The following is a 19,948-nucleotide window of genomic DNA, read 5'->3' on the forward strand; positions in this document are numbered from 1 at the left end:
CGCCTGTATTTTATAAATATTATGTACAACTCTTCCGAAAGCTCACCTTTAAGCACACGTACAAATTTTGATACGCAGAGTGGATGGATTTTGGGAAACCCCATGCAAATCAGCCGACGCAACCGCCGCTTGCTCTTTTGCGCGTTCCTGCTTTTAGGGTTTGTAGGGTGTGTTTTTGGAATATTGCTGGGAGCGGGTCTGGATATTGGAAAAGCTATACTGGCATTTATCGTCTTGTGGGCAGGATTGTGTACTCTTAGTGCCCGCTAAGCGTAAAACGAGAACGATTTTATAGGTCTAGTAGGAAATTGAGCAGATTTTACTCAATTTGCCTAAATAAAGACCTAAATAAAGAAAAGAAGCGCTCAGTTTGCATTCAAAAATTCCAGATATCCATTGCTGAGTTCTTTTACGGCTAATTCATAAAATTGCTTGCCGTGTTCGGGTGTTGCCAAAGCGGGATTAGAACCCATACGCCCATCGGGATAACGGTTACGGAAATCAGTAGCACCATAAATTGGGTGTCCAGAAGCGACTTGATCTGAGAGGGGCGCTTGTTTAATGGCTTCTGGATAGACGTACTGAGTGAGGGCAACTTCACTAGGGGTGGCATGAGAACCTTCTTGGTCTTTATATAGCTCTTTTGCCAGCTTGTAGACAGAACTGCACATGAACCAGTTGCCGACTTGACACTGCACTAACTGGGCATTGGGAATATTTAAATCAGCTAAATGAGCGTAAGTTTCCGAGAAAGCCGCCTTTAGCGTCGCAATATTACCGCCGTGACCATTAATGAAGAAAAATTTGGTAAATCCAGCCCTAGCTAAACAGAGGATATAGTCTCGAATTAGCTGAATCATGGTGCTGGGGCGCAGGCTAATTGTGCCAGCAAAAGCCGTATGGTGCAGCGCCATGCCAACATTGATAGTAGGGGCTACCATTGCGTCAATCGCTTCGCCAACCCCGCGCGCGATCGCTTCTGCACAAATTGCATCTGTCCCAATCAACCCAGTTGGCCCGTGTTGCTCTGTCGAACCAATCGGGAAAATTATCCCCTGAGAACGGTTGAGATAGACTTCTACTTCAGGCCAGGTACTTAAGTGCAGCAGCATAATCAGAATAATCAGAAATGTTGGGCGATCGCTAAAGATAAATTTGGGCGAAACAGCGCACCGACTCCATCCTAGCTGGGTTGAGGGGTCATGTACTCGAAAAGGAATCTCTGAGGCAGCAATTTTGTTGTATGAATGAGGATGGAATTACACTCTCAAGTTCCCCAATTATGCTTTCCCTCGACCTCCCGAAGAACCCATCTAGTCCAGAATTAGGGCGAACAAGCCAGATCCTAATTGTTGAAGATGAGGATCTCATCCGGGAAATGATAGTTTTGGCTCTAGAAGAGGAAGGTTTCGAGGTGGTAACAGCCGCCGATGGGCGTACCGCTTTGACATTTCTTCAGGGTGAGACCCCTGCTACGGTAGATTTCCCCTTTGACCTGATTATTCTCGATTTAATGCTTCCTCAGGTCAATGGCTTGGATCTTTGTCGCTTGTTACGGTATCAAGGAAATCCAGTCCCGATTTTGATTCTCAGTGCTAAAGCAACTGAAACTGACCGAGTTTTAGGTCTAGAAGTGGGAGCCGATGACTATTTAACCAAGCCATTTAGTATGCGGGAGTTAATTGCCCGTTGTCGTGCCTTATTGCGACGCCAACGACTTGGCGGATTGCCCCAAGCGCCAGTGCTGCAATTCAAGGATGTGACGCTTTATCCCCAAGAGTGTCGCGTGATTGTTCGGGGCGAGCAAGTTAACCTATCACCCAAAGAATTCCGCTTGCTGGACTTATTTATGAGTTATCCGCGTCGAGTTTGGTCGCGGGAGCAGCTGATCGATCAGGTGTGGGGTCCAGATTTTGTGGGGGACAGTAAAACAGTAGATGTTCACATTCGCTGGTTGCGAGAAAAATTAGAACGCGATCCTAGCCAACCAGAATACGTAATTACGGTACGTGGGTTTGGTTATCGGTTCGGCTAAAAGATGCAATATGAAGAAGGAAGAGTGAATTTTCAACCTTCCTTCTTCATCAGTAGAGGGGCACAACTAAACATGGCTGGTAGCGGTCGATGGTTGAGAGGCGCTGTTTTTATGAATCACTCCCCCCAACCATTCCCATCACCTTACGTTTATTGGCACCCACCTCTACTAACTTTGTATTTTTAACTGATAGCTTAAATGACCCTCATCGCATTTTTTGTGGGGCTAACTTTAGGAGTTGGGTTTTGGCTCTGGCGGCGGAACAAGCTTTACCGCCAGTTAGAGCAAATTCTTGGGTTGCTACCTTCAAGTGTCATTGGGGTATCTTTACCGCTGGTTTCGCAGCTACGCAGTGGAATTGCTTTGGCAAATCAGCAGTCTCTTCAGCTAAAGACGCAGTTGCAAATGAATCAAGAGATTCTGCAAGTGGCACCCATCGGCTATCTGGAGGTGGATGAAGAAAACCAGTTGATTTGGTGCAACGAGCAAGCCCGCATTTTATTAGAGCTTCATCGATGGGAACCAGGACAGGTGCGTTTGCTGCTGGAGTTAGTGCGATCCTATGAACTCGATCAGCTAATTGAGCAAACTCGACACCAGCAAAAGCCTTGTGAACAAGAGTGGGTATTTCACCCAGATTGTTCGGATGCAGCGGTAATTGGGGAGATGCGATCGCTTACTTTACGCGCATCTAGCTTGCCCTTAGCCTACGGACAAGTAGGTGTTTTTCTAGAAAATCGCCAACCTTTAATCGAACTTTCCCAATCGCGCGATCGCTGGGTTTCTGATTTAGCCCACGAACTCAGAACCCCCCTCACCTCCATCCGTTTGGTAACGGAAACCTTGCAAAAACGCTTGCAGTCTACAAAAGAGCGCTCATTAATTGACCGCCTCCTGCCAGAAGTCAACAGACTAATGAACCTAGTTCAAGACTGGCTAGAACTAAGCCACTTAGAGCAAGATCCCAGCAAACACCTCACCCTAAAATTAGTAGAACTGCGAAGCTTAATTCACTCTGCCTGGGAAACAATAGAGCCTTTAGCACGACAAAAGCAACTCAGCTTCAGCTATTCTGGTTCCGACACCTTACTCATCAAAGCCGACGCATCTCGTCTCACCCAAGTATTTCTCAACTTACTCGACAACAGCATTAAATACAGTCCCCTTGAAGGAGCTATCCGTGTTGAAGTAAATCTTATTCCGAATAAGGATATCCCTAACTTGGTTCAAATCAATATTATTGATTCAGGGATTGGGTTCCCTGAGTTCGATTTACCCCATGTTTTTGAGCGGCTCTACCGAGGAGATCCCTCCAGGCGGCGTCAGCACAACTCCTCTGGAACTTCTGAAGAATTGTCAGTTGTGGTAACGACTGGCAGCGGTTTAGGCTTAGCGATTGTGCGGCAAATTGTCATCGCTCATGGCGGCTCCGTCAAAGCGAAGAATCATCCAGAAACCGGCGGCGCATGGCTGCAAATTGAATTACCTTCCTTTCAATCCCCGCTTGAAATTTAAGGTTAGCCATCGTTGCAGTTTCGATATTCATTTTCAAGTTTTTGCACAATTTAAGAAAATTAGTATTAACCAATCATGCTAGTCAGACAGAACCCACAATCTAAAAGGGTTCTGGAACAATAAAATCGCCAAAGCATGATTCAGCTAAATGATTTTTTAAAGGTTTCAGCCCCTGAACTCGGATCGTTAAGTTATTAACTGTGCCTTCCAAAATCAGCCCCTAAAAATTACATCTATCCTACGATAGGTTTTCATTTGGTCTATATGCATACAGCCAAATCAACAAATTTAAGCCATCTTAGAGAGTACAGTCGTTTTGTTTTTATACCAGCAGAGGTGAATGCTTTCCTCTAAACACGTGCATACGGAACGGATACACTTCGATCGCAGAACTAGGGGCTTATTAAGAGATGTTTTGCGAATGGGAGCCTTAGTAGAAAACTCCTTTCGCCTCTCGCATCAAGCCTTGTTTTCCCGTAACCTGGCAGCCGCTAGGGAAATTCCCTTATTGGATAAACAAATTGACCGATTTTATCGCCAAATCGAGCTAGATTGTGCAACTTTAATGACCCTGGAAGCTCCGGTTGCACAGGATTTGCGTTTACTCAGTGCTTGTATGCAGCTGGTGCGCGACTTAGAACGCATTGGTGATTACGCCAAAGACCTAGCAGAAATTGCGATTAAACTCTTTCCTTACCCCCCTCATTCTTGCCTACCGCAGATTGAGGTAATGTCCCATCATGCTCAAGCCATGCTGGCGTCGAGTTTAGTCGCGCTGGCAGATTTGGACGCAGCCGCCGGGAAAGCTGTCAAGCAGCAAGACGATGCCGTGGATAGCGCTTACGAAACGGTTTATCAAACCTTAGCCTTTCAGCGGGATATCAAAGGGGTGGTTGAACCGATTCTGTTGATGGGGTTGATCATTCGGCATTTGGAACGAATGGCAGACCACGCCACCAATATTGGTCAACGAGTTGCCTACATTGTCACGGGAACCCGGTCTTAAAGGCTACAGTCACGGCACGGCAGTGCCCATACTGATTTAAGAGTAAACTTGCACTCATATAGCATTTTTTACTTGCGTTCTATACAGTTCGCGATAAGGGTCTACAGCTAGCTACCTACCTGTAGACCCCTATCGCTGTATTTCCCTCTCATTGAGAAGTGATATAACTGTTACCCTCACTGCTGCTAATGGACTGCATCACTATTACGCTGACACGGTTGACCCGTATTTTGAAGGCAATGGCGGTGGCAATAATGCCCTATCCCGCTTTGCCGAACGCAACCCCATTTATCGGATTGGATCTTTAGGTGCTGGTGTCGGCTTGAACTACAAGATTAGCAACGCCTTGAAGCTGGACTTGGGTTATCTCTCCAACACAGCCAACAATCCCGAAGATGACAATGGGGTTTTTAATGGTAACTACTCAGGTTTGGCACAGTTAGTTTTTGGTACTAACCGATTTAAGCTTGGACTCACTTACATTCACGCCTATGATGATGGCGGCAATAATGCTCCCCGCTTTGCTATGGGTGGTACTGGCACTGGTCTTGCCAATTTGAATCCAGCGACGCTAGCTGCTGCGACTACAGGTGGTCTAACCCAAGCTCAGTTGAGCAGACCCGTTTCGAGCAACTCTTACGGGTTAGAGGCTTCCTTCCAATTAACCCCTCAATTTGTTCTAAATGGCTGGGTGGGCAAAACTGACGCTCGTTTGATTGGCTTAGGCGATGCCGACATTTGGAACTTTGCCCTTGGTCTTGCTTTACCGGATTTTGGCAAAAAAGGCAATTTGCTTGGCATTCTCGCTGGGGCCGAACCAACTCTCAAGGTCTAAATGTTCCAGGCCCAGAAAACTTCGAGCGTGATTTTGCCTATCACATTGAAGGTTTCTATAAGTATTCAGATGACAAATAACATCTCAATTACTCCGGGCATTATCTGGCTGACATCTCCTAACCAAAACAGAGATAATGATGACATCATTATTGGTACGATTAGAACAACGTTTACCTTTTAATTAGCGGTCAGGGTGAGGATCGATAGTCACAACTGACAACTAATCACATAAACTAATCTAATCGCTTAATCGCCAACTTTGCTCTTGCCGATTCGGAGCGCAACTTGAAAGCCTCTAAATCGGCTTTATTTGTTGGGTTCCTAGCTAGCGGATTGTCAGGATTGCTTAACCTGTAGATTACCAAATCCTTACCTATCCCTAAACTGACACAACTAGCATTAGAGGAAATTATGTCGCCTACAAGACAATGTTGAGCTTGAGTTGGCAGTGTTTCATGTTTAATAATGATGGAGTTTCTCAAGAAAACTCCCTATAGCGTTCCGTTAATCCGGGATTGTTTCCCTTGAGTTCAGTTAGGTGTGAGGAGATTAGATGTCTAAAATTTTGTGGAATACTCTAAAATTAGGGCCAGCGATCCTAGGTGCATCCTTATTAGTTTGCAGTAGCACGCTTGCCGCACAGACGCCTGAAACTCAAATGGCGAGCGAGCCGATAGCTGACACTAACCAGGTGACTGATTTATTAAAACCAGCCGACCAATCCCAGCAAGCGCAGCAGACACCTGTTCAAGAACTGGCTGTTCAACCAGAAATTAGTTCTATTCCAGTTTTCACCAACGGCACGTCTGCCCAAGAAACGCCGGTTGCCGAAGCTGAATTAGTGAGTCCGAAACCAGTTTTAGCAGATAACGCGATCGCGCAACCCACTGCTGATGCTGTCCCCACGAGCCAAAACACCGATTTAGAACAAATCGACCAATACACCAATGAAGTCGGGACGACCGACTCAATGGATCAAGTCACCAACGTGTCGCAGTTGCAAGACGTAGAACCGACGGATTGGGCTTACGAAGCACTGCGAAGCCTGGTGGAGCGCTATGGTTGTATCGCTGGGTATCCCGATGGTACCTTTCGCGGCAACCGGGCACTGTCGCGTTATGAATTTGCCGCCGGGATGAACGCCTGTTTGCTGCAAATCGAAAAACTGATTGCGGCAAGTTCGGCTGACTTTGTCACTAAAGAAGATTTAGCGACGCTACAGCGGCTAATTGATGAATTTGGGGCAGAATTAGCCACCTTAAGAACGCGAGTAGATAACTTAGAAGGTCGCACGGCATTTCTGGAAAGCCATCAATTCTCTACAACGACTAAGCTGACTGGCGAAGTTATCTTTGCGCTTGCTGACGTTTTTGGTGAAGAAAGGGCTGGCGGGGGCGACATAGACGCTAACCTCATTTTTGCTGACCGTGCCCGTTTGAATTTTGACACTAGCTTCACGGGCAAAGACCGCCTGCGAACCCGCCTGCAAGCTAGAAACATCGTCCCATTTAATACAGGTGTAACCGGAACCAACATGACCCGTTTGGGTTTTGACGGCGATAGCGCGAATGATGTCGCAATTGACGACTTTTACTATCGTTTTCCCCTAGGTGATAAGCTCTTAATCCAAATTGATGCCGCCAACGTTGAATTCAATGACAACGTCTACACCTTCAACCCCAATTTCGAGAGTAGTGGAAGTGGCTCTATCTCCCGCTTTGGGCGTTTCAACCCCATCTACCGACTAGGTTCTGAGGGGACTGGGTTGACTGCGACCTACAACTTTAGCAAGGCATTAAACCTATCTTTAGGTTATCTAGCGCCTCGGGGTAACGATCCTTCAAACGGTTCCGGGGAATTCAGTGGTGCCTATGCCGGTCTAGCTCAACTGGTATTCCGTCCTAGTGACGCCCTTAATGTGGGTTTGGTTTACGCCCATACTTATGAGAACCAAGAAAAAGGCGTCAGCTTCATGTCGAGTACGGGCAGTAGCTTTGCTAATCGACCCTTCGGGAACATTGCGACTTCTGGCAATCACTACGGACTGAATGCCAGCTTCCGGTTTGGCCCTGGCATTAACCTTTCAGGGTGGGCAGGTTACTCAGTAGCTACAGCTGAAATTAGCCCGGCTGGTCTTGCAACTACAGGATCTAATGCAGATATTTGGAACTGGGCTGTAAGCCTAGCCTTCCCAGACTTGGGTAAAAAAGGCAACCTGCTTGGTTTCATATTTGGGATGCCGCCTAAAGTGACTGACAACGATGTCAGTAACCGTAGCGATCGGGACACCTCATATCATGTAGAGGCTCTGTATCGCTACCGGCTGACTAACAACATTGAACTCACCCCAGGTTTGTTGGTGATTCTCAATCCGGAACACAACGACAATAACGACACACTCTACGTAGGAACGCTGCGAACAACCTTTAAGTTCTAAGCACCTGCGTTTCGGGTAGGGGCGGGGGATTCCTCGCCCGCTCGTCTCTGACCCAACAAACGGTAGATTTACGCGAATAAAAATGCTGTGTGCGATCGCTCCTATCTGAACTTAAGCGATCGCACCTTCGCGTGCAGATATAAGCCTTCAAAACTCCTTCGATCTGCGCTTTCCTGCTGGCAATCATCATCTTTGCTTAACCTGTAGATTACCAAAGCCTTACCTTTACCTAAACTTACAGAACTAGCATAAAGATCGGCAGGGGTAGCATTTTAATTTTGTAAATACGCTATCTTGTAGAGTTGGTTTTCATCTGCTCTAGTTCATTTCTACTTCCTGGCAGTAAATAAAACGACAATAACCGCCAGGAAAGAACATGCACCTAGCATTTTTGACAATTCTTCAGCGTCAGCTTTTTAAAGACTCAAAGATTCAGTATGTTTTCTCCAATGCATTCAACACGACGGGCTTTTCTCGTTCCCTTTATTGCCCTCTCACTGAGCGTGACTGCCTGTCAGTCGCCAAACACAACTCCTTCCACCAGTCCAACGGCAGGAACCCCTGGTAGCGCCACTCCTGCCGCAGCAAACGGTGGTGGCGGTGGCAACGTCTCCTTAACTGGTGCCGGTGCCAGTTTTCCAGCTCCTTTGTATCAGCGGTGGTTCTCGGAGTACAACAAGCAGAATCCCAACGTCCAAGTCAGCTATCAATCGGTTGGTAGCGGTGCTGGTGTGGAACAGTTCACCCAGGGAACTGTGGACTTTGGTGCCAGCGATACGGGGATGAAACAGGAGGAAATCACCAAGGTTAGCAAGGGTGCTGTGTTATTACCCATGACAGCAGGCAGCATTGTTCTAGCCTACAACCTACCCGATGTCAAAGGTCTTAAGCTACCGCGTGCAGTTTACACCGATATCTTCTTGGGCAAAATTAAGAAGTGGAACGATCCCAGAATTACCCAAGCCAATCCTGGGCTGAATTTACCAGACAGGGAGATTACTGTTATCCATCGGAGCGATGGTAGCGGTACTACAGCAGTCTTCACCAAACATCTGAGTGCGATTAGTCCGGCATGGAAAAGTGGCCCTGGCGACGGTAAAACTGTCAACTGGCCTGTCGGCGTGGGTGCCAAAGGCAACGAAGGCGTCACCGCTCAACTCCTGCAAAGTGATGGTGCCATCGGTTATGTCGAGTACGGCTACGCCAAGCAACAAAATATCCCTGTAGCGGCGCTGGAAAATAAAGCGGGCAAGTTTATTGAACCCTCCAGCGAAAGCGCGGCTAACACGCTAGCCGCAGTGACTCTGCCCGCAGACTTGCAAGTTTCTATCACCGACCCAACCGGCGAGAATTCTTACCCAATTGTCACCTATACCTGGGTCATGGCTTACAAGACCTATGAGAATCCTGACGAGGCAAAAGCCCTCAAGGATGTCTTGAAGTGGTCGTTAAACGAAGGACAAAAGTACAGTGAAGAGCTAGGATACGTGCCTCTTCCCCAGCCTGTTGTAGCCAAAGTTCAAGCAGCAGTGGATACCATCAAGCCGTAAGTTTCAGCGTTAGATATTGCCCGAATCGGCAAGAGGCTAATCCTTTCTGAACCAGAATGTTAGTCAAGTAGGGACTGCTTACCCTACTTGACTATGAAGACTTAACAATGAAGTTTTTGGGATTGGAGAGTGAGAATCTAGAACTTCCAATCCTGAATTCCCCTAGCACTATATTGCCTACAAAAGTAAAAACTTGGGAAAATTCAGAGATTCCCGGTAGACGTATACCTAGCTCTTGATATAAGATTAAAGGCTGTGACTTTTTGGCGAAACCAATGAACGCTCAGGAAATCATCCGCTCAATTGAAGCGGAGCATCTGAAAAAAGAGTTGCCCATTATCCATGTGGGCGACACCGTTAAGGTTGGGGTAATTATCCAGGAAGGCGGTAAAGAACGGACGCAGCCCTATGAAGGCGTCGTTATTGCCAAGGGCGGTAGCAGCATTAACTGTACGATTACCGTACGGCGGGTATTTCAGGGAGTAGGCGTTGAGCGGGTATTTCTGCTCCATTCTCCCCGAGTTGAAAGCATCAAGATTATTCGTCGGGGTAAGGTGCGTCGTGCTAAACTATACTATCTGCGCGATCGCGTTGGGAAAGCCACTCGCGTTAAACAACGCTTTGACCGTAGCCTGTAGTCCAATTTGGACAAGGCTATTCCCGATTGACGCCGCTAGGGGTTAAACTTAAATAGAGAAAAGTTCAGCCTCTCGCTCTCAAATCCACCTGTGCGCTCTTAGTTCAGTTGGTAGAACGCAGGTCTCCAAAACCTGATGTCGGGGGTTCAAGTCCTCCAGGGCGCGCTCTCATCACAAAACAGGACTGAGAACTGAAGAGTGTTCGCGAAGTAGCGCAACAGCGCTAACAGAGTGAAAACATAGAGGGACTCAGAACTTAGGCATCAAAGCTCTGCCCGAAAGCATTCCTGTGGTTGCATAGTCAGCCTCAAAAACGTTTACTTTCGGGTAGACTTGTGTTGTGTAGGTGGTTCATCAGTATTGCCTAAGTTCAGGTGCTAGACCCAACGATTGCATCGGTATCTGCGTGGATTGGCAGCACATTAGGCTGTACACAGCTAAAAGCGGTAGAAATGAACTGCTCAAGAGCTGTATTAACGGGAGAGATATTGTGGCAAAGAAAAACGAAGCCGAGAGCGAAGCAAAAACAACTGGGTTTAATATATCAACCTTTTTTCAGGAAACCAAAGACGAACTGAATAAAGTCGTCTGGCCCAGTCGGCAGCAATTGCTCAGCGAATCTGCTGCTGTGCTGTTAATGGTAACTCTTTCGGCAGTTTTAATTTATCTGGTTGATGGTTTCTTTGCTTGGGCAGCAAAGCAGGTGTTCGGATGAGTTTTGCAACCGACAATCCACAGGATTTCAATCAACTTGAAGACACGTCAGATGGCTCGGTAAAATCCCGCTGGTACGCCGTTCAGGTGGCATCTGGATGTGAAAAGCGTGTCAAGACAAACTTAGAACAGCGGATTCAAACTCTTGATGTTCGCGATCGCATTCTCCAGGTGGAAATTCCTCAAACTCGCACCCTGAAAATGCTCAAAGATGGCACTCGCAAGGAGTCGGAAGAAAAAGTCTTTCCCGGCTACGTGCTAGTCCGGATGCGGCTAACTCCTGGGGCAGATGGTGAATTGGAGATGGACGATGAAGCTTGGCAGGTTGTCAAGAACACCCCAAACGTGATTAACTTTGTCGGTGCAGAACAGAAACGCCGTTACGGACGGGGACGCGGACACGTTAAACCCTTGCCGCTGAGTTTTTCAGAAGTCGAACGTATCTTTAAACAAGCTACCGAGCAAGAGCCAGTGGTGAAAACTCATCTGGCTACAGGAGATAAAATTATTGTCCTTTCTGGTGCGTTTAAAGATTTTGAAGGCGAGGTCATTGAAGTCAGCCCAGAAAGAAGCAAGCTGAAGGCGTCACTATCCATTTTTGGACGCAATACGCCGGTAGAATTGGAGTTTAATCAGGTTCAGAAACAAAGCTAAATAGTTAAGATGGCAAAGAAAGTTGTTGCAATCATCAAGCTAGCTCTTAATGCGGGCAAAGCTAACCCTGCCCCGCCAGTGGGACCAGCGCTCGGTCAGCACGGGGTCAATATCATGGCGTTCTGTAAAGAATACAACGCCAAAACAGCGGATCAAGCTGGGATGGTAATTCCGGCAGAAATCTCAGTCTATGAAGACCGCAGTTTTACCTTTGTTCTTAAAACACCACCGGCATCCGTTCTGATTCGTAAGGCAGCTGGCATTGAGCGAGGCTCCAACGAACCAAACCGGAAAAAAGTGGCGTCAATTTCAAAGGCACAGTTGCAAGAAATTGCTCAAACTAAAATGCCGGATCTCAATGCCAACGACATTGATGCGGCAATGAAAATTGTGGAAGGAACTGCCCGGAATATGGGCGTTACTATTAACGAATAGCGATTCTTTGATTCGCTAATTGCAAGCACGCGGAAAGCTGGCAACGTAAACCCAATCGGGGGAGAGGTAACATCTCGTTAGTGACCCCAGGAGAAAAATATGGCAAAGAAAGTATCCCGTAGGCTCCAAGAGCTGCAAAAGAAAGTCGAAGATCGACCCTACGAACCCACAGAGGCTCTCAACCTTTTAAAAGAGACAGCCACTGCTAAGTTTCCTGAATCTGCTGAGGCGCATATCCGCCTGGGAATCGATCCCAAATATACCGACCAACAGCTGCGAACAACCGTTGCTTTGCCCAAAGGAACTGGACAGACAATTCGAGTTGCCGTAATCGCCAGAGGGGAAAAGGTCCAAGAAGCCAGCAATGCCGGTGCTGATATTGCCGGTTCCGAAGAGCTGATTGACCAAATCCAAAAAGGCATGATGGATTTTGACCTGCTGCTGGCGACACCGGATATGATGCCCCAGGTAGCAAAACTGGGACGTTTGCTCGGTCCCCGTGGCTTGATGCCCAATCCCAAAGGTGGGACGGTGACGTTCGATCTAGTGCAGGCGATCGCTGAATTTAAAGCTGGTAAGTTAGAATTCAGAGCTGACCGTACTGGGATCGTCCACGTTTTGTTTGGCAAAGCTGCCTTCCCAACTCAAGACTTGCTCGTGAATCTTAAGGCGTTACAGGAAACGATTGACCGTAACCGTCCTTCTGGAGCCAAGGGTCGCTACTGGCGCACAGTGTACATATCTGCGACAATGGGGCCATCGATTGAAATTGACATCAACGCCCTGCGCGATCTAAAGCTGACTGAAGCTGCCTAAGATTCAGCCCTGTAGGGGCAAGGGTTTCCCACCCTTACAGGAGCAATCGATTGAGTAAACAACAGGAGCAAGATTTAAAGTTTTCAGCCCAATTAACTGAATAGCACGCGCCGGAGACAGCAGGAGCTAATGGCTTAATTTCCTGCCTAGGTTTGCGACTTTACCGCATTAAGGTCAATCTTCTCGCCACACGCAACATGGCAGAAGCTGCACCAAAAATGCGAACCCTGAAAAGGGTTCCTTGGGATATTGCGTAACCCCGGCTCAACCGCTGGGGTTTTTAATTGGGCTTTTTTAGGTTTGGCATTCTGCATTTTCTAAAGGAGGTGAAAGATACATGGGTAGAACGCCGGAAGATAAACGGGCGATGGTCGCTGAAATCAAAGAAACTTTAAATGTGGCTCAGCTGGCAATCGTCATCGATTACCAGGGGTTATCAGTTTCGGAGATTATGGACTTGCGGCGGCGGCTGCGTCCCAGCGGCACCGTTTGCAAGGTGAGCAAGAACAAGCTGATGGGAATTGCCATTGAGGGTGATTCCAACTGGCAACCGATGTCAGAATTCCTTAAAGGTTCTTCTGCTTTCTTGCTAGTCAAGGACGATTTGAGCGGCGCAATTAAGGCTTACCAAGACTTCCAAAAAGCCACTAAGAAGACAGAACTTCGTGGTGGTGTAATGGAAGGTCGAGCTTTGAGCCAAGCTGACATCAAAGCGCTGGGAGATTTGCCTTCCAAGGAACAACTCATGGCGCAAATTGCTGGAGCTATCAATGGCTTGGCAACCAAGATTGCTGTGGCTATCAACGAAGTTCCAGCTTCGCTGGCAAGAGGACTACAAGCGGTCTCCGAGCAGCAGCAAGAAGGTGGCAACGGCGAAAGCGATGCAACTGCTACTGCCTCAGCGTCTGAGGAATAAATTGGCGGTTACAGGTACAAAGTCTGCCGATGAAGGCAGCTACCTAAACGCCTCAAGAATGGATTCGCGGCTACACAAACAAAGCCTGCCTAGGCAGGCTGTAACAAAAATAACGTTACTGGAGTTTTGAAATGTCTGCTACAACTGACCAAATTCTCGATCAACTAAAATCACTGACTCTGCTGGAAGCTTCTGAACTCGTTAAGCAGATTGAAGAGGCTTTCGGCGTTAGTGCTGCTGCCCCTGCTGGTGGAATGATGATGATGGCGGCTCCTGGTGCTGCTGCTGCTGCGGAACCAGTTGAAGAGCAAACTGCGTTTGACGTGATTCTGGAAGATGTCCCAGCTGATAAGAAGATTGCCATTCTTAAGGTAGTCCGCACCATCACGGGTCTGGGTCTGAAGGAAGCTAAGGACTTGGTAGAATCTACTCCCAAGCCAGTTAAAGAAGGCGCTGCCAAAGAAGAAGCTGCTGATATCAAGAAGCAGTTGGAAGAAGCTGGTGCGAAGGTAGCAGTTAAGTAAAAGGCTAATGGCTAATGGCTTTTTTCAATGAGCCATTAGCCATTCAGTAGGCGGGATTAATTATTTGTAGGATGGGTTAGCGATCGCGTAACTCATGCAGATTTGGGGTTTCCTTGCGTTTTTCCAACTAACCTACGAAAATCTACGAAAATCTTCAATTTAATTGCATCCGCCTACTTAGCAAAAAATCACCGAATAGAAATGAAGTGATTTCCTGAAGCTAAACAGAAATTACGATTCAGGAGTCTAAAGAAGGCTCCTTTTTTTTTGAGGTGATTTTTTAGGTAATCTAATCCCTCTTTTGTTCCTAGGGGGAATTCCGGGCGACCATGCGATCGAAGACTAAACGAGACATCTTGGGAAAAATTGTCTTATCTTGGGCGTAGGCGGTATCGTCACCAAAGACTGTCAAAATATAAACGGTGCTACCATCCCTGGTTGCGACGAATGCCGCTTCTTGGCGCGAAAAAGAAGTCCAACCCGCCTTTGAGTAAAAATCAATATCCACATCAGACAAAGCCTCGCCAAAAAATTCCTGGATGGGGTTGAAGTCACCCCAGGTTTTTGACTCTAGTGTCCTCATTTCTGGACGCAAATCTCTTCTCAGCCATCCGCACATTTTTTCGCTGGCAGTTGAGGAAACAGCCTGTCCAGTTCCACACATTTCGTACAGGAGTCTAGCTGCCTGATCGGTTGTTATCTTATTCCGAATGGGATCTTTGGGATCGCCTCGCATTTGCAAATCAATCTCTAGAGGTTCTGGAAGCCTTAGGTAGGGGATTGGATAAGTTTTTTGGCTAATATTAATGTCTTTGTAGCCTGCTTCTCTAAAAAAATGATTAACTTGTTGACGCTTATCTAGCCATATTTTAAACTCTTCATCATTTTCTATTTTCGGTCTAGATTGCGTATCGGTTAACAGGTCAAGAATGACGCTAGCTGCCTCGTTATCAGACTCCTCGATCATTTTGGACACATATAAAGAAAATGCACCTTCGTCTGCCCAAATCCCGTTTTCTATCTGAGCATATAGAGCCACCATCCAAAATATTTTGATGACGCTAGCTGGATATCTCAAAGTATCTTGTTTATATCCGGCAATTTCACCTGTTTTAACGTTGATTAAGGTAATAGATAAAGGCTTTGTGGGTAAGTTTTTCTCAGTTGCCAATTTCACAACCTCATCAACAATTTCTTCTAACTCCTGGCTCTGCTTAAAGTTCCGCGGAGTCTTGACATTGTAGGTAAGTTGTGAGGGATTGCGTCCGGGGAGGCGAGATGGAAGAGGTAATAATGCAGTTTTAGCCCAAGGGGGAAGTACCGGCAAAGTAGAATTTAGTTGCTCGGATACGACTGCTGGACGCTGAGTTACCAACCGATTTAACCTTAACCCACAAGTTGTAAAGATTGTAGCGGAGGCGATCGCTAAAGCCGCAAATCGCAGCCGTCGCACCCGTCTCTTGACTTGATGGGCACGAGCTGCACGTCTGGCTTTAAATTTGGCAATTTGTTGGGCACGTTTATGCGGTTTTGGTTGTGGTTGCTGACCCACGAGCTACACCTTACGGTTTTTAAGTTTTCCTGATTTCCAGTTTTAAATAATTTTGAACAGAGCAACTGCACGGGTATTTATTGAATTTCCCTGATCGTTTTGTATTCAAGTATTTTCCATTTGCTGTCTACTGATTGCAAAGTGTATCGCACCAGTCGAGTTTTGAAGTCAGTTTCGTTGGGGTCGATATTACCGTTTTTATAGAGAGTACGTTCTTCAGTTACCCTGATTTCGATAGTTGCGCGATCGCCATCCACAATAAATTGTTCAACATCTCCGACTTTTTGAACGCCGTATTGGTAGTAAGCATTGTTATTCTCTAGCCAAGCCATTGAGCCGCCCTTACTAACGGTATTCTCATAGAGTTGTCCCGTGGTCAGTTCGGCAGCAAGTTCACGATTAAAGGGGGGAGCGAATATTTCTCGCTTACTGTTTACCCACCGATTAATTAACGCGACAGCTTCTTGTTGAGCTTGCTGAGGGTTTTCTATATTGGGAGAACGGTTAGCAAAAAAACTTGGTAACTTTCCAGTTGTGAATAAAATACCACCCAGAATTGCTACCCCAATCGCACTGCCTAAAATTACTGCCTTCTGCCAATCTCTTGAATCGGAGATAGTTCTGGTGGCAACAGGTTGGGAGGATGACACCGCAGCGGTTTGTAAAGAAGCAACTTCAGGAGGGTAAGAAGGCACCGTGGATGGCTGATAAGTGTTTTCTGGGGGTGGAGAAACGACTGACGGAGGAATGTAAGGAACTGTGGGGGGAATTGGAGAGACTGGAGTTTCTAAAGCATGAAGCATTTCTTGGACATTCGTATAGCGATCGCTCGGATGAGACTGAATCGCCTTATCCAGCACCGCCAGCAAACTGGCGCTAACATTCAAAGTGTACTGATGCCACAGAATCTCGCCGCTGTCACGATCGATATTTAAGGATTGAGGGAGTTTTCCGGTCAGTAGATAAATCGCCGTCAAACCCAAACTATACAAGTCACTCGAAAAAAGTGGGCGTCCGATTGCCTGCTCGCTAGGCATAAATCCAGGCGTTCCAATTACAATTGAGCTGATGGTACGCCCCTCAGAATTGATGATGGTGCCCATCGTTTCTTTCACCGCCCCGAAATCAATTAAGACGGGTTTGGTATCCCGTTTTCGCACAATCACGTTGGCTGGCTTAATATCTCGATGGACAATCCCTTTGTGATGCACGTAATCTAGGACAGGTAATAGATTTACCAAAATTTCCCGCACCGAACTCTCGCTGAGTGATCCCTGCTGTTGCACCATTTGAGCCAGCGTTTCCCCCTCAATCCATTCCTGAACTAGGTAGAACTGATCGCCAGCCGCAAAGTAAGCATACAGCCGGGGAATCTGGTAATTGCCTTCGCCCAACTCTTCTAAGATGGCGGCTTCGCGTTGGAATCGATCTTTAATTAGCTGGTACTGGGGATTATTCGTCACCGGCTTGAGTCGCTTGATCGCGCACCGGCGACCCGAAGGCATATGGATATCTTCTGCCAGAAAGGTTTCGCCAAACCCACCAGCGCCCAGCGTCTGAATTATGCGATAGCGATTGTCCAACAGCGTTGGCATCATTGGCCTTCACCGCGTAAGGTTTTCTTTAGAAGATAACATCAGGTATTCAGGACATTTCTAGCAGTTTCAGCAAAATTTACCAATAGTTAAAGAAGGATAAAGAAGGAGAAACCTCGGAAAGGTTTCATTTTCCTAAAAAAAGTTACCCACTTTTAGAGAATGCAATGACCACCCAGCCAGGGCAGCGGACTGTTATCAGCACCAATCCCTATTTGGTGCTAAATAATCAGGGGCAGATTTTACCACCCTTGGAACTGACAGCAGACCGACACATACTGGGACGCGATCGCGCTTTCGCCGATCTAATTGTTCCAGATGATTGGCGCGTCATCTCCGCTTGCCAAGCCGTCTTACATAGAGATGGGGATGACTATTACATTTATGACGGCGATGGACGCAAACCCAGTACCAATAAGTTGTTTGTAGATCACCGATTGATTACGCCCACAGAAGGCTATCGCCTGGAAAATGGCATTGAAATTCAAATTGGTCAAAATCCCCAGAATTTAATTCAGCTGAGGTATTTCAATCCCTCCAGCGCCAAAATGCTGACGCCACCGCGTCCCGTCTCGCTGAAAAATCGGTCGGTGGAAATCGGACGCGACGCCAATGCCACGATGCAGTTAGATTCGCCCATCGTTTCTCGACGTCACGCCACGATTGATACGGACTCTCAAGGGCGTTACATTCTGCAAGATCGCAGTACCAACGGCGTTTTTGTAAACGGGCAACGAGTAACGGGTTCTGCGGTTCTGGCACAAGGGGCAACTATTCGCATTGGGTCATTTACCCTGGTGCTACGCGGCGACAATCTGGTGGTACTCGACCAGGGCAATCAAATTCGCCTGGATGCTGAGGAATTGGTCATCGAACGGCGTCTGGATGACATTTCCCTGGCGATTGAACCGGGACAATTTGTGGCTTTGGTGGGGGGGAGCGGAACGGGTAAATCTACGTTGCTGAAGACTTTATTGGGGATTGAAAAGACGACGAAGGGTGCGGTGTATCTTAATGGCGACAATTTGCAGAAAAACTTTAATATGTACCGGACGCAAATTGGTTATGTGCCGCAAGATGATATTTTGCACCGAGATTTAACGGTGGTAGAAGTGTTGACTTATGCGGCGGCGCTGCGACTCCCGCCGGATACGGATGTGTCACAGGTGGTGCAAAAAACTCTGGCGGATATTGAAATGTGCGATCGCCAGGATGCCTTAATCAAACATCTCAGCGGCGGTCAGCGCAAGCGAGTCAGCATTGGGGTAGAACTTTTAGCCGATCCGAAGTTATTTTTCTTGGACGAACCGACTTCAGGACTCGATCCCGGTTTGGATAAGAAGATGATGCAGATGTTGCGGAGATTAGCGGATCGAGGACGGACGATTATTTTAGTCACTCATGCAACGGCGAATATCAAAATGTGCGATCGCGTTGCTTTTCTCGGTCGCGGCGGACGACTTTGTTACTATGGCATCCCGGAGGACGCACTGAAATTTTTTGGGGTAACAACGGATAACTTTGCTGATATTTACACGCAACTGGATCGGGATAAAGACGAAGACACCGAAGCCATTGTCCAACAATACGCGCATCAGTTTCGGCAATCACCCGATTATCAACACTACGTCGCTAATTCCCTCGGTGCTGGCAGTCATACGCCACAAAACGCCAGTTCTCCCCCCCAGAAAACCAGTATCTCTCCTTTAAAGCAATTGGCTTTGCTGAGTGGGCGCTACTTGAAGATGATAAGACGCGATCGCATCTATCTCGCCTTATCTCTTCTAACTTCTCCCATCGGTATCGCCTTAATTCCCCTCGCAATTGGAGGGAAAAATCCTCTCATTCTTAGCAGCGAATCCGATCCTGCCCTTGCACCTTTAGCGCTGCGAGTATTATTTGTATTTACCTGCGCTGCGATTTGGGTCGGACTTTCCAGTTCTTTGCAAGAAATTGTGAAAGAATCTGCGATTTACTTGCGAGAAAGATTGGTAAATTTAGGGTTAATTCCTTATCTCGCTTCAAAAATATTCGTTCTTTCCGGTCTGGCCTTATTGCAAACCTTGCTAATTTCAGCAGTAATTCTAATTGGTTTCCAATCTCCGCAACCTGAATTGATACCTTGGTCTTTAGGATTTGCAGTCAATACCTTTTTAACGCTTGTTACTAGCATGAGTTTAGGCTTACTGGTTTCATCTCTTGCCAAAAATAGCAGTCAAGCGAATAGTGCTTTACCTTTACTTTTACTACCTCAGATTATCTTTTCCGGCGTTTTATTTAAGATGGAAGGAATTGCCAGTAAAATTTCCTGGTTGATGCTAAGTCGCTGGTCGATTGGCGGTTATGGTTCTTTAGTCAATGTCAATGCAATGGTTCCCGATCCGATTTTTTTACCGAATGGTACGCTTGCGCCGATGCCGTTTGATAAAACGCCTATTTACGAGCCAACGTGGCAGAATTTAGGGTTAAATTGGGGTATTTTGTTGCTGCACGCGGCAGTTTATTTAACAGTTACTTTTTGGGTACAGAAGCGGAAGGATATATTTTAGTTTTTAACCCGTTCATCCGCCAGCGATTGAAGCCGCACACTTTAAGCCAAAGTTCACTAAGATATAGCAATCGCCAAGGTAATTAGGACGACAAGCATAAGACATGCTCGATTGCATCTCGCAAACAATTAAACTGGTCGAGTTGTTTGCGGATGCGGCTGTTGAGCCAAGACCA

The 19,948-nt window shown here is 46.9% G+C and carries 18 protein-coding genes, 1 tRNA gene and 1 other annotated feature; of the genes, 16 read left to right on the top strand and 3 right to left on the bottom strand.

The annotated features are described in order from the left end of the window. Positions 1-365: 365 nt before the first annotated feature. Positions 366-1,112 (bottom strand): creatininase family protein, encoded by a 747-nt coding sequence (locus NC994_RS03205; RefSeq protein ID WP_190441229.1) that lies wholly within the window; start codon positions 1,110-1,112, stop codon positions 366-368. A 170-nt stretch (positions 1,113-1,282) separates the two neighbouring features. On the opposite strand from NC994_RS03205, the gene NC994_RS03210 reads away from it, so the two are divergent. From NC994_RS03210 to rplL, 15 genes are all read left to right on the top strand, one after another. Beyond that, a complete protein-coding gene (locus NC994_RS03210) occupies positions 1,283-2,035 on the top strand; it encodes a response regulator transcription factor (protein WP_190415208.1) in 753 nt (250 codons plus the stop codon). A gap of 198 nt (positions 2,036-2,233) precedes the next feature. After that, on the top strand, positions 2,234-3,550 hold the full coding sequence (locus NC994_RS03215; protein ID WP_190441232.1) for an ATP-binding protein: 1,317 nt from the start codon (positions 2,234-2,236) through the stop codon (positions 3,548-3,550). A 340-nt stretch (positions 3,551-3,890) separates the two neighbouring features. Continuing rightward, the gene (gene phoU, locus NC994_RS03220; protein ID WP_190415204.1) at positions 3,891-4,556 is read left to right on the top strand and encodes a phosphate signaling complex protein PhoU; all 666 of its coding nucleotides are present in this window, start codon (positions 3,891-3,893) and stop codon (positions 4,554-4,556) included. Between the two features lie 151 nt (positions 4,557-4,707). Beyond that, on the top strand, positions 4,708-5,391 hold the full coding sequence (locus NC994_RS03225) for an iron uptake porin (RefSeq protein ID WP_242030644.1): 684 nt from the start codon (positions 4,708-4,710) through the stop codon (positions 5,389-5,391). A 69-nt stretch (positions 5,392-5,460) separates the two neighbouring features. After that, entirely contained in the window at positions 5,461-5,574 is a 114-nt protein-coding gene (locus NC994_RS03230; protein WP_242030645.1) for a carbohydrate porin, read from the top strand. A 372-nt stretch (positions 5,575-5,946) separates the two neighbouring features. Then, positions 5,947-7,830, top strand: coding sequence for an iron uptake porin (locus NC994_RS03235; protein WP_190441235.1), 1,884 nt, complete (start codon positions 5,947-5,949; stop codon positions 7,828-7,830). A 449-nt stretch (positions 7,831-8,279) separates the two neighbouring features. Then, on the top strand, positions 8,280-9,380 hold the full coding sequence (gene pstS / locus NC994_RS03240) for a phosphate ABC transporter substrate-binding protein PstS (RefSeq protein WP_348225571.1): 1,101 nt from the start codon (positions 8,280-8,282) through the stop codon (positions 9,378-9,380). A 275-nt stretch (positions 9,381-9,655) separates the two neighbouring features. Beyond that, positions 9,656-10,018 (top strand): 50S ribosomal protein L19, encoded by a 363-nt coding sequence (gene rplS / locus NC994_RS03245; RefSeq protein WP_190415198.1) that lies wholly within the window; start codon positions 9,656-9,658, stop codon positions 10,016-10,018. A gap of 92 nt (positions 10,019-10,110) precedes the next feature. Next, a tRNA-Trp gene (locus tag NC994_RS03250) sits at positions 10,111-10,183 on the top strand. Positions 10,184-10,508: 325 nt separating this feature from the next. Next, a complete protein-coding gene (secE, locus tag NC994_RS03255; RefSeq protein ID WP_190415197.1) occupies positions 10,509-10,733 on the top strand; it encodes a preprotein translocase subunit SecE in 225 nt (74 codons plus the stop codon). After that, positions 10,730-11,386, top strand: a complete 657-nt coding sequence (nusG, locus tag NC994_RS03260; protein WP_190415196.1) for a transcription termination/antitermination protein NusG — start codon at positions 10,730-10,732, stop codon at positions 11,384-11,386. The genes secE and nusG overlap by 4 nt, the downstream gene beginning before the upstream one ends. 9 nt (positions 11,387-11,395) lie before the next feature. Next, positions 11,396-11,821 carry a 50S ribosomal protein L11 gene (rplK, locus tag NC994_RS03265; protein WP_190415195.1) on the top strand — a complete coding sequence of 142 codons (426 nt, stop codon included), beginning with the start codon at positions 11,396-11,398 and terminating at the stop codon, positions 11,819-11,821. Between the two features lie 99 nt (positions 11,822-11,920). Further along, on the top strand, positions 11,921-12,637 hold the full coding sequence (gene rplA / locus NC994_RS03270) for a 50S ribosomal protein L1 (protein WP_190415194.1): 717 nt from the start codon (positions 11,921-11,923) through the stop codon (positions 12,635-12,637). A gap of 92 nt (positions 12,638-12,729) precedes the next feature. Next, positions 12,730-12,929, top strand: a sequence feature (ribosomal protein L10 leader region). 45 nt (positions 12,930-12,974) lie between these two features. Further along, positions 12,975-13,553, top strand: a complete 579-nt coding sequence (rplJ, locus tag NC994_RS03275; RefSeq protein WP_190415193.1) for a 50S ribosomal protein L10 — start codon at positions 12,975-12,977, stop codon at positions 13,551-13,553. Between the two features lie 131 nt (positions 13,554-13,684). Then, positions 13,685-14,077, top strand: coding sequence for a 50S ribosomal protein L7/L12 (rplL, locus tag NC994_RS03280; protein WP_190415192.1), 393 nt, complete (start codon positions 13,685-13,687; stop codon positions 14,075-14,077). A 307-nt stretch (positions 14,078-14,384) separates the two neighbouring features. Here rplL and NC994_RS03285 read toward each other — a convergent pair whose 3' ends face one another. Continuing rightward, on the bottom strand, positions 14,385-15,629 hold the full coding sequence (locus tag NC994_RS03285; protein ID WP_190441240.1) for a serine hydrolase: 1,245 nt from the start codon (positions 15,627-15,629) through the stop codon (positions 14,385-14,387). A 77-nt stretch (positions 15,630-15,706) separates the two neighbouring features. Further along, positions 15,707-17,227: an IMS domain-containing protein gene (locus NC994_RS03290; RefSeq protein ID WP_190429066.1), complete on the bottom strand. Its 1,521-nt coding sequence runs from the start codon at positions 17,225-17,227 to the stop codon at positions 15,707-15,709. A gap of 164 nt (positions 17,228-17,391) precedes the next feature. Between NC994_RS03290 and NC994_RS03295 the strand changes: the two genes are divergently transcribed. Then, positions 17,392-19,773, top strand: coding sequence for an ATP-binding cassette domain-containing protein (locus NC994_RS03295; RefSeq protein WP_190441255.1), 2,382 nt, complete (start codon positions 17,392-17,394; stop codon positions 19,771-19,773). Positions 19,774-19,948: the final 175 nt, after the last annotated feature.

The sequence above is a fragment of the Trichocoleus sp. AS-A1 genome (assembly GCF_039962015.1).
Taxonomy (GTDB): domain Bacteria; phylum Cyanobacteriota; class Cyanobacteriia; order Cyanobacteriales; family FACHB-T130; genus FACHB-T130.

Coding starts and splice junctions, on each gene's coding strand:
- NC994_RS03205 (WP_190441229.1), bottom strand. CDS start 1,112: ATGCTGCTGCACTTAAGTACCTGGCCTGAAGTAGAAGTCTATCTCAAC.
- NC994_RS03210 (WP_190415208.1), top strand. CDS start 1,283: ATGCTTTCCCTCGACCTCCCGAAGAACCCATCTAGTCCAGAATTAGGG.
- NC994_RS03215 (WP_190441232.1), top strand. CDS start 2,234: ATGACCCTCATCGCATTTTTTGTGGGGCTAACTTTAGGAGTTGGGTTT.
- phoU (WP_190415204.1), top strand. CDS start 3,891: ATGCTTTCCTCTAAACACGTGCATACGGAACGGATACACTTCGATCGC.
- NC994_RS03230 (WP_242030645.1), top strand. CDS start 5,461: ATGACAAATAACATCTCAATTACTCCGGGCATTATCTGGCTGACATCT.
- NC994_RS03235 (WP_190441235.1), top strand. CDS start 5,947: ATGTCTAAAATTTTGTGGAATACTCTAAAATTAGGGCCAGCGATCCTA.
- pstS (WP_348225571.1), top strand. CDS start 8,280: ATGCATTCAACACGACGGGCTTTTCTCGTTCCCTTTATTGCCCTCTCA.
- rplS (WP_190415198.1), top strand. CDS start 9,656: ATGAACGCTCAGGAAATCATCCGCTCAATTGAAGCGGAGCATCTGAAA.
- nusG (WP_190415196.1), top strand. CDS start 10,730: ATGAGTTTTGCAACCGACAATCCACAGGATTTCAATCAACTTGAAGAC.
- rplK (WP_190415195.1), top strand. CDS start 11,396: ATGGCAAAGAAAGTTGTTGCAATCATCAAGCTAGCTCTTAATGCGGGC.
- rplA (WP_190415194.1), top strand. CDS start 11,921: ATGGCAAAGAAAGTATCCCGTAGGCTCCAAGAGCTGCAAAAGAAAGTC.
- rplJ (WP_190415193.1), top strand. CDS start 12,975: ATGGGTAGAACGCCGGAAGATAAACGGGCGATGGTCGCTGAAATCAAA.
- rplL (WP_190415192.1), top strand. CDS start 13,685: ATGTCTGCTACAACTGACCAAATTCTCGATCAACTAAAATCACTGACT.
- NC994_RS03290 (WP_190429066.1), bottom strand. CDS start 17,227: ATGATGCCAACGCTGTTGGACAATCGCTATCGCATAATTCAGACGCTG.
- NC994_RS03295 (WP_190441255.1), top strand. CDS start 17,392: ATGACCACCCAGCCAGGGCAGCGGACTGTTATCAGCACCAATCCCTAT.